General features: G+C 67.1%; 9 protein-coding genes. 4 read left to right on the top strand and 5 right to left on the bottom strand.

Annotated features, from left to right (window positions below; all coding sequences use genetic code 11):
* Positions 1–1,955, top strand: a 1,955-nt coding sequence (locus VFS34_13990; protein ID HET9795560.1) for a TonB-dependent receptor, incomplete at its 5' end; no start/stop codon positions are given.
* A 51-nt stretch (positions 1,956–2,006) separates the two neighbouring features.
* On the opposite strand, the gene VFS34_13985 is transcribed toward VFS34_13990, so the two are convergent.
* From VFS34_13985 to VFS34_13965, 5 genes are read right to left on the bottom strand one after another with little or no spacing between them, the layout of a single operon-like run.
* Positions 2,007–2,555: a hydrogenase maturation protease gene (locus VFS34_13985; GenBank protein HET9795559.1), complete on the bottom strand. Its 549-nt coding sequence runs from the start codon at positions 2,553–2,555 to the stop codon at positions 2,007–2,009.
* Complete coding sequence (locus VFS34_13980; protein ID HET9795558.1) at positions 2,552–4,252, bottom strand: nickel-dependent hydrogenase large subunit; 1,701 nt, start codon at positions 4,250–4,252, stop codon at positions 2,552–2,554. The genes VFS34_13985 and VFS34_13980 overlap by 4 nt, the downstream gene beginning before the upstream one ends.
* 8 nt (positions 4,253–4,260) lie before the next feature.
* On the bottom strand, positions 4,261–5,442 hold the full coding sequence (gene hybB, locus VFS34_13975; GenBank protein HET9795557.1) for a Ni/Fe-hydrogenase cytochrome b subunit: 1,182 nt from the start codon (positions 5,440–5,442) through the stop codon (positions 4,261–4,263).
* Positions 5,439–6,398: a hydrogenase 2 operon protein HybA gene (hybA, locus tag VFS34_13970; GenBank protein ID HET9795556.1), complete on the bottom strand. Its 960-nt coding sequence runs from the start codon at positions 6,396–6,398 to the stop codon at positions 5,439–5,441. Before hybA ends, hybB begins: the two co-directional genes overlap by 4 nt.
* 1 nt (position 6,399) lies before the next feature.
* Positions 6,400–7,530 (bottom strand): hydrogenase small subunit, encoded by a 1,131-nt coding sequence (locus VFS34_13965; protein ID HET9795555.1) that lies wholly within the window; start codon positions 7,528–7,530, stop codon positions 6,400–6,402.
* Between the two features lie 197 nt (positions 7,531–7,727).
* Between VFS34_13965 and VFS34_13960 the strand changes: the two genes are divergently transcribed.
* The 3 genes from VFS34_13960 to VFS34_13950 are packed head-to-tail and all read left to right on the top strand — an operon-like array spanning position 7,728 to position 9,162.
* On the top strand, positions 7,728–8,084 hold the full coding sequence (locus VFS34_13960) for a hydrogenase maturation nickel metallochaperone HypA (GenBank protein ID HET9795554.1): 357 nt from the start codon (positions 7,728–7,730) through the stop codon (positions 8,082–8,084).
* The gene (gene hypB, locus VFS34_13955; protein HET9795553.1) at positions 8,081–8,767 is read left to right on the top strand and encodes a hydrogenase nickel incorporation protein HypB; all 687 of its coding nucleotides are present in this window, start codon (positions 8,081–8,083) and stop codon (positions 8,765–8,767) included. The genes VFS34_13960 and hypB overlap by 4 nt, the downstream gene beginning before the upstream one ends.
* Entirely contained in the window at positions 8,764–9,162 is a 399-nt protein-coding gene (locus VFS34_13950) for a Rieske 2Fe-2S domain-containing protein (protein HET9795552.1), read from the top strand. Before hypB ends, VFS34_13950 begins: the two co-directional genes overlap by 4 nt.
* Positions 9,163–9,238 lie beyond the last annotated feature (76 nt).

Raw genomic sequence — 9,238 nt, 5'->3', positions numbered from 1 at the left:
CCAACATCATCCAGGACACCGGCGGGGTCTTCCCCGAACTCGACGGAAAGCCCGTCGAGACGCCGTTTCGCGACGATCTCCTGGCGGCGAAGGTCACCGCGGACATGTCGGCGTCCCAGTTCCTCCAGGTCCGGTACGGCTACCAGAAGAACTCGCAGCTCTACGGCGTGTACGCGAACCATACGCCCGACTCGTTCGGCACGATCTCGAACAAGTACGAGTCGATCCTCGCCGGACTCCAGTCGCAGTTCGGACAGAATGCGTTGAACGAGCTCGTCTTCCAGTACACGAAATTCGACAACGCGATCACGCCGAACTCGGACAACCCGACGATCTACTTCGCGAGCGGCGTTCTCTCCGGTCAGAACCCGAACACGCCGCAGACCACGCGGCAGACGAAGTACCAGTACAAGGACGACTTCTCCTTCTTCGCCGACTGGCACGGCAGCCACGACCTCAAGTTCGGCGTGAATTTCGTCCACGAGCCGACCCTCGCGGGGGATTTCTCGGTCGGCACCGCGGCTCCCACGTACACTCTCAACGGCGACTCGCTCGATTCCTCCGTCGCGTCGATCTCACAGAACGGCGGCTTCAGCGGGTACAACAGTCCGAAGAACATCTACGACGCGTACATTCAGGACGACTGGAGGCCGTCTCCCCGGCTCACGGTCAACGTCGGGCTGAGGTACGACCTGAACCTCGGCTACGATCTGAATCAATCCTCGAACCAGATCTGCCAGGAGCTGTCGACCCAGACGCAGTTCAACGATGCCAGCTACTACCAGGATTTCCGGGGCTGGGACTGCAAGCTGACCAACGATCACAAGAACTGGGCGCCCCGCCTGGGCTTCACCTATGACCTGACCGGTCAGGGAAAGACGCTCGTCCACGGCGGATGGGGCGTCTACTACGATTTCCCCTACCTCAACGCGACGCTCCTCTTCCCCGCCATCGCGTTGACGGACTACGGGCAGATCTACAGCTCGACGCCGCCGCCCAGTTTCCGGATCGGCGACCCGCTCCCGCCCAACGACCTTCCGGGAACCGTCGGCCCGGCGCCGACGGAGGTGGCCGACCCGACCGTGACGAAGACCCCCTTCTCCCGCCAGCTCTCGGTCGGCATCTCGCACCAGGTCTCCGACTGGCTCGGCCTGAGCCTGGAATACAGCCACATCAACTATCGGGATCTCCCCTATCGATTCAAGTTCAACATCCTGCAGGCCGACGGGACCCCGAGATTCCCCGATTTCGGCGGCACCGTCCGGATGTGGAACGGCGGGGGCTATGCCGATTATGACGGCATGAACCTCGGCTTCAATGCCCGGGTCTCCAACAAGCTTCGGTTCCAGGGCTTCTACACCCTCTCGCACGCGACCGGAAACGTCCTGCTCGGCGCCGACGAGTTCCGGCTCACGCACTCCGACGCGCAACCCGACCTCGGCGGCAGCAGCTACGGCGGACGAAAGGACGTTTCCGTCAATCCTCTCGATCCGAACTGCCACGACATCTGCAAGGGAGACCTCTTCACCGATGCGCGGCACAAGGTCACCCTCGGAGGCACGTACTCCGCGCCGTGGGGCATCAACGTCTCGGGCGTCATCCGCTATCGATCGGCCACTCCGTACCTCGCGTACGACGGACGCGACCTGAACGGCGACGGTTACAACATCGATCTCCAGCCCGGACACCACCTGATGGAAGCGCGCGGACACTCCTTCGAGCAGACCGACATCGCGATCTCGAAGGACTTCACGTTCACCGGGTCTCTCGGAGTCGAGATCATCGCCCAGGTCTTCAACATCTTCAACGCGACGAACCCCGCCTATTACAACGGACGACAGTTTCTCGCCGACGGCACGCCGAACCCGGACTTCGGCAAGCCCCAGGCATTCGCGGGAGACACTCACCAGGGCGAGCAGCGGCTGCTGCAGCTCGCCGCGCGCGTTCACTTCTAGGAATCCGGGAGGACGGGAAACCCCGGGGCTCGCGCCCCGGGGTTTTTCTTTTCAGGCGGAAGCCGCTTCCGGAATCGGAGCCTCCCACCACGGCGCGGTGGTCCGGCCCGCGAGCCGGCGGGGACGGAGACCCAGCCAGCCGAGCCGCGCCGCGACCTCCTCGGAGGCGGCGGGCACCGCCGCCCGCACCGCGGGCGAGAGCCGGACGCCCTTCTCGACCTTTTCCGGCACGACGCCGACGAGAGTGACCTCCTTCGGCGCGCAGCCGGCGAAATCGAGCGAGAAAAGCGCCTCCGCGAGCCCCGGATCGTGCGGAGAGACCCGCGGCTGCGGTCCCCGCGCGAGGAGCTGCCCGCGGGAGTACACCTTCAGCGTTCCGGGCGGTCCGTCCGCCTTGACCGTGTCCACGAGGAACACGGCCTCGGCGTCGGCCAGGTACGGAGTCAGGTCGAGCCCCGGAGTCCCGACGTCGACGACCGAGACGCCCTGGGGAAATTCCCAGCGCGTCAGCAGGTCCTCGATCACCCACGGACCGAAGGCGTCGTCGCCCATCAGGACGTTTCCGAGGCCGAGGACGCGGACGGGCGCGAGCCCGGTCACAACGCCTTCACGGTCGCGATTTCGTTCCCCTCGGGATCGAGCGTGTGGACCGCGCAGGCCAGACACGGATCGAACGAGTGGACCGTCCGCAGCACCTCGAGCGGGAGCTCGGCGTTGGCGACCGGATTCCCGACGAGCGAAGCCTCGTAGGGCCCCGGCTGGTTCTGCGCGTCGCGCGGGCCGGCGTTCCACGTCGAGGGAACGACGGCCTGGTAGTTGGCGATCTTGCCGTCCTGGATCACGATCCAGTGGGACAGCGTCCCGCGGGGCGCCTCATGGAATCCGAACCCGCGCTGCTCCCCTTTCGGGAAGACCGGAGGGTTGAAGATCGTCGTGTCCCCCTTGCCGATGTTGGCGGCGAGGAGACCCCAGTGCTTCTTGGCGGTCTCCGAGATCACGCACGTGCGGATCATCCGGGCGGCATGCCGTCCGAGCGTCGAATGGAGCACCGCGGGAGTGAGCTTCGCCTTCGCGAGCGAGCCGGCCGTGTCGAGCGTCTTCACCGCCCACCGCTTCGTCGGCTCGTGCCCGAGCGCGAACCCGACGAGCACCTGCGCGAGCGGGCCGACCTGCATGGGCTTGCCCTGGAAGCGCGGCGACTTGACCCACGAGTACTTCCTGTTCTCCTCGAAAGTCGTGTATTTCGGCTCCGTCGTTTCCTCGTAGGGGTGCTTCGTCCAGTCGCCGTCGTACCAGGAGTGCGCGATCGACTCGCTGACGTTCTCCTTGAAGTACGGGTCGTCGAACGACTTGATCTCGCGGACGTGGGCGAGGTCGCCGTTGAAGATCGTGCCGCCGGGGAGGTCGAACTTCGTCCCCTTCGTGTCGAGCGGGAGATCGGGGACGGCGAGGTAGTTCGTCACACCGGCGCCGTATCCCAGCCACTCCGGGTACATGGACGCGACGGCGCAGACGTCGACGAAGTACACCTGTTCGATGAACGTCGAGATGTCGTCCAGGACGTCCTTGACCATGAACAGCTTGTTCATGTTGAGCGCCGAGTCGCTGTCGAGGTTGATCGCGTTGGCGACGCCGCCCACCGCGAGGTTCTGGATGTTCGGCGTCTTCCCGCCCAGCAGCGCCACGATCTGGTTGACCTTGCGCTGGTACTCGAGGGCCTGCAGGTAGTGGGCGACCGCGAGGAGATTCACCTCCGGCGGGAGCTTCATCGCGGGATGTCCCCAGTAGCCGTTGGTGAAGATCCCGAGCTGCCCCGCTTCGACGAAGCCCTTGACCTTGTCCTGGACGGCCTTCATCTGCTCCTTGCTGTTGCCCGGCCACGGCGAGAGGCTCTCGGCGAGCGCCGCGGTTTTGGCGGGGTCGGCCTTGAGCGCCGAGACGACGTCCACCCAGTCGAGCGCGGAGAGGTGGTAGAAGTGAACGATGTGGTCGTGCATGGCGTGCGCCATGACGATCAGGTTCCGGATGTACTGCGCGTTGAGCGGCACTTCCAGCCCGAGCGCGTTCTCGACCGTGCGGACCGAGGCGATCGCGTGCACCGTCGTGCATACGCCGCAGAAGCGCTGGGTGAAGAGCCACGCGTCGCGCGGGTCGCGTCCCTGGAGGATCGTCTCGATCCCGCGGAACATCTGCCCCGACGACCAGGCTTTCTGGACTTTTCCTCCGTCGACCTCGACGTCGATGCGGAGGTGACCCTCGATGCGAGTGACCGGATCGACCACGATTCGTTTCGACATGTTCCCCTCTATCGCTCCGCGGCTGCGCGAGGCGCGCCGCTCAAAATTGGAAAGGACTTGACGATGACCGCATACGCGAGGATCTCGAGAGCGACGAGCCCCAGCGTGATGGTGAACTCCGGAACGCTCGGGAAATACGAAACGTCGTCTCCCGGGCGGTAGGCCACCAGGTACGTGTTGAAGCGATACAGGCCGCCGCCGAGCATGATGATCATGGCCGTGCGGAAGAGATGGCCGAGATCGCGGAGCCGGGACCGGTTGGCGAGCATCGCCAGCCCGGCGACGAAGAGCGCCGTCTCGACCCAGAAGGCGAGCGCGTAGCGATCGAACGCGAACGCGCGCGCGAGCTGACCGCGCCACGCGACGTCGGCGAGGCGGAGCACGAAGAAGACGCCGAGGACCGGGATCACGGCGCGGGCGAGGCCGGCGAGCATCTCGGTCTCGGGCCGCCGCCGGAAGAGGTGAGAGGAGAGCGCCGACTCGAAGACGACCGCCGCGAATCCCATCGCGATGCACGACACGAGGAAGAGGAGCGGCAGGAGCGGCGTCTGCCAGAGGGGATGCAGCTTCGGCCCGGTCAGGAGCATGAGGCTCCCGAGCGAGGACTGGTGCATCGTCGGGAGGAGCATGCCGAGCGCGATGATCCAGATCAGCGCCTTTTCGAGGATCGGCAGGATCTTCCGGGAGGCTCCGGCGATCGTCCCCTTTCCTTCCGCGGCCCTCTCGAGGAATGCCGGGGAGAGCTCGATCCAGAGGACGACCATGTAGGACATGATGCAGAGCGCGACTTCGAGGAGCGCGGAGTGGAGGTTCCACTTCCAGAAGAACAGGGGGATCTTCCACGCGAGCCACGGCCGCCCGATGTCGAGGACGACCGAGAGGCCGGCGATCGTGTAGCCGAGCGCGCTCGTCAGGATCGCCGAGCGGACCATCGGATGGTACCGCCCCTTGTTCAGCACGTAGACGAGGATCGCCATGGCGTAGCCGCCGCAGGCGAGGGCGGTGCCCGTGACGACGTCGAAGGCGATCCAGAGCCCCCACGGGTAGGCGTCGGACAGGGCGGTCGTGGCGCCGAGGCCGGCGACCAGACGCCAGAGAATGAGCGCGGCGGCGACCGCGAAGATGGCGGCGAGAGTCAGAAACGGGCGGGTCGTGAGCGGCCCCCCGACGCGGCGGGCTTCGCTGCTCATGACTCCCCTCCTTTCTCCGGCTTTTCGCCGGCGGCGCGACGGTTTCGGAATACCGCGGCGCCGAGCAGGCCGTAGAGCAGGATCGGCGCGGCGAAGCCCTGGTAGATGCCGTGCTGGATCGTCTGCTGGACCTCGGGAACGGGCTGGTCGGAGAGGTTGGGAAGCCGGAGCTTCTCGAACGCGACGTGAGAGAGGTAGAGCACCTGGGTGCCGCCACCGTCCGTTTCGCCGAAAATCTTCGGCGGGTCATCCTCGCGGAAGCCCTTGTAGCGGCCCGGGTGCGATGCGATGCGGCGCCTCGCCTCGGCGAGCAGCTCGGCGCGCGTGCCGGCGATGACCGCGCTGCGCGGGCAGACCTCGGCGCACGCCGGGCCCTGTCCCTTCGGATACCGGGTGAAGCCGGAGCCGTCGACCGCGGGCTGGCCCTTCGCGCGCTCGCGGCAGAGCTCGCATTTGACGATCTTCGGGGCCGCCTTCGCCCACTCGAATTTCGGGACGTTGAACGGGCAGGCCATCTGGCAGTACCGGCAGCCGACGCAGAGGCTGGGATCGTACGAGACGATCCCGTGCTCCTTCTTCTTCAGCGCGCCGAGCATGCACGCGTTCGTGCACGCGGGATCGACGCAGTGCATGCACTGCGCCTTGAAGTACGAGCGCTGGATGCCGTCCGGGCTCTTGTAGAGCTTGATGACGGTCTTCGTCTGCCCGTCGAGGTCCATCGGCGCGTCCCAGATCCCTCCCGGGGAGTTCGAGGTCTCGGGTTTCGTGCCGTTGGCTTCGCGGCACGCGACGACGCAGGCCTTGCAGCCGATGCAGAGGCTCGTGTCGTAGAGGAGGCCGAGCGCGTCGGCGGGCGCCATCGGGCGGACGCGCGCCTGAGCGGTGCCTTCGACGGCGACGGCGGCCGCGCCGGCCGTCGCGAGGGAGCGGAGGAGCGATCGTCGATCGAGCGACATGTCACGCCTCCTTTCCGGGTTCCTTCGGTTCTGGCGGGGCTTCGCCCCCGAGCTTCCTGGAGGCCATGAATCCGGCGCCGACGAGCGCGCCTCCGACGAGACCCGCGACTCCGGTCGCGATCGGGGAGACGAACCCCTGGTGCGCGTGGATCGGGGCGTACGTGTCGGGGGGCGTCGGCCGTTCGATGTCGACCGTCGTGAATTGCGGAACGCGGAAGGCGAGCTTCTGTTCCGTGCAGCCGTAGCACGGATGCCCGATCCCGATCGGCCACGCGTCCTCGACCTCGCCGAACTGGAGCGTCGAGCAGTTGGCGTACGTTTCGGGACCCTTGCAGCCGAGCTTGTAGAGGCAGTACCCCTGCCGGTGGCCGTCGTCGCCGTACTGCTGGGCGAAGCGGCCGGCGTCGAAGTGCGCGCGCCTCGGGCAGTGCTCGTGGATCGTGCGCCCGTAGGCGAACTTCGGTCGTCCCTTCGCGTCGAGCTCGGGGAGGGTCCCGAAAGTCGCGAACTGGAGGACCGTGCCGAGGAGGTTGTACGGGTTGGCGGGGCATCCCGGAATCGTGACGACCGTCTTCCCCTTGAGGATCTCGGGCGCGCCGGTCGCGCCGGTCGGGTTCGGGTCGGCCGAGGGGACGCCGCCCCAGGACGCGCACGAGCCGATCGCGATGATCGCGCCGGCCTTGTCGGCGACTTCGCGGACGATGTCGAGCGCCGTTCGTCCGCCGATCTGGCAGTAGATCCCGTTTTCCTTGACCGGAATCGCGCCCTCGATCACGACGACGTACTTCCCGGCGTTGTCCCGCATCGCCTTCTGGAGCGCCGCTTCGGCCTGGTGGCCCGCCGCCGCGAACAAGGTCTCGTGGTAGTCGAGCGAGATCAGATCGAGGATCAACTCGCCGACCGCGGGGTGAGACGTCCGCAGGAGCGACTCGGTGCACCCGGTGCACTCCTGGAAGTGCAGCCAGATCACGGAGGGTTTCAGCTTCTTCGCCTGGATCGCCCGCGCGACCTTCGCCGCCGCCGCGTACGGCATGCCGACGGCCGCCAGGGCCATCGTGCACACGCGGATGAAATCGCGGCGATCCACTCGGGATCTCCGCTCGGACCTGAGCTCCACGTCCGTCGACGTCATACCGACCTCCTGCGAGCGGGACCGTTCGAGTGTTCCGCTTCGTTTGCTGTAATCGAACGATGCGCCCCGCTCGAACTGGCGGCCAAAATGCAAATTCATCATTTCCATCGGGATCGAACGAAGCATTTGCATCAGTCGGGCCGGGAGGAGCGAACGCATACTCCGATCGAAATGCCGCGCGCGAAAGGGAAAATCTGATGCACGAGACCGGCCTCGCGGCCGACGCGTACCGTATCGCCCGGGACGCCGCCGACGCCCGGGGCGGGGGCGCGATCGAATCGGTCACTCTCGTCGTCGGGGAACTTTCGGCGGTCGAACCGGAGCTCCTGGGGTTCGCGTGGGAGGCGGTCGTCTCCGGAACTCCCGACGCCCGAGCCCGGCTCGTCGTCGAATGGCGGCGGGCGACGCAGCGTTGCGCCGCCTGCGGCGAGATCGCGGAGCGCGCTCCGGGGAGCTGGCTCCGCCTCTGCCCGATCTGCGGCGACGCGCTCGCCGTCACCGGCGGCGACGAGCTCGACGTGCGGAGCGTGGCTTTCGAAGGAGGAGACGCATGACCGAGATCGACGTTCGCCAGAAGGTGCTCGCGACCAACGCCGCGGCCGCCGAATCGCTGCGAAGCGGTTTCCGTCTGACGGGAACCCTCGTCGTGAACCTCATCTCCTCCCCCGGCTCGGGAAAGACGACCTTCCTCGAAGCGACGGCCCGGGCGCTGCGCGACCGGCTCCGGCTCGGCGCGCTCGACGGCGACATCGCGACGGAGCGGGATGCGGATCGCCTCCGGCGCCAGGGAATCCCGGCGCGCCAGATCCTGACGGGGGGCGCCTGCCATCTCGACGCGCGGCAGATCGAGAAAGCGCTCGCGGAGGAGAACGGACGCCTCTCGACGCTCGACCTCCTCCTGATCGAGAACGTCGGGAATCTGATCTGCCCGACCTCCTACGATCTCGGCGAGGACTTCAAGGTCGCGCTCCTGTCGGTCACCGAAGGCGACGACAAGCCGTTCAAGTATCCGGCGATCTTCGCGCGCGCCGCCGTGACCGTCGTCACGAAGGCCGATCTCCTCGAGCACGTGGAATTCGATCTGGGTGCGGTCCGCGACCAGGTCGCGGCGCTCAACCCGTCGGGCGCCTTTCTCGTCACGTCCTCTCGCACCGGCGCGGGCATGGACGCCTGGTACGCGCTCCTCGAAAACGCGCTCGCCGAAAAGCGCGGCGCTCCCGCGCTCGCCTCACGATGACCGAAATCGACCGGCGGCGGATCCTCGGCGGCGCCGGAATGCTGATCGCGGCGGAGCTGGCCTCGGGCGCCTGCGCGAACGGAGGCGGCGGGTCGGTGAAGTCCGGGCAGATCGTGGTGGCATCATCCGACCTCGCCGGCGGGCGCCGCGTCACCGTCATGGTCGGCGAGAACCCGGTGGAGGTCTTCCGCGAAGAGAGCGGGGTGACCGCGCGTCTCCTTCGCTGCACGCACACGGGCTGCGTCGTGAAGTGGGAGCCGGCTTCGCGCCGCTATCTCTGTGCGTGCCACGACGGCCGGTTCGACGAGAATGGAAACCCGGTCGCGGGACCGCCGCCGTACCCGCTCCGCCTCGTGCCCGCCATCGTCGACGGCGAACGCATTGTCGTCGGTTAGGCGCCGATCTCGTCCCCGCTCAGCGGGATCCGCGCCCATTCGGACCGCCTCTCGTCCTCTCGCGCCGTGAGCGATT

It is taken from the genome of Thermoanaerobaculia bacterium (assembly GCA_035717485.1).
GTDB lineage: Bacteria > Acidobacteriota > Thermoanaerobaculia > UBA5066 > DATFVB01 > DATFVB01.
The sequence above is the reverse complement of the archived record's forward strand: the minus strand, read 5'-3'. Positions and strand labels throughout refer to the sequence as shown.

Excerpts from the sequence above, each read along its gene's own strand:
- VFS34_13950 (HET9795552.1), top strand. The coding sequence starts at position 8,764 with ATGACCGAAATCGACCGGCGGCGGATCCTCGGCGGCGCCGGAATGCTG.
- VFS34_13960 (HET9795554.1), top strand. The coding sequence starts at position 7,728 with ATGCACGAGACCGGCCTCGCGGCCGACGCGTACCGTATCGCCCGGGAC.
- VFS34_13965 (HET9795555.1), bottom strand. The coding sequence starts at position 7,530 with ATGACGTCGACGGACGTGGAGCTCAGGTCCGAGCGGAGATCCCGAGTG.
- hybA (HET9795556.1), bottom strand. The coding sequence starts at position 6,398 with ATGTCGCTCGATCGACGATCGCTCCTCCGCTCCCTCGCGACGGCCGGC.
- hybB (HET9795557.1), bottom strand. The coding sequence starts at position 5,442 with ATGAGCAGCGAAGCCCGCCGCGTCGGGGGGCCGCTCACGACCCGCCCG.
- VFS34_13980 (HET9795558.1), bottom strand. The coding sequence starts at position 4,252 with ATGTCGAAACGAATCGTGGTCGATCCGGTCACTCGCATCGAGGGTCAC.
- hypB (HET9795553.1), top strand. The coding sequence starts at position 8,081 with ATGACCGAGATCGACGTTCGCCAGAAGGTGCTCGCGACCAACGCCGCG.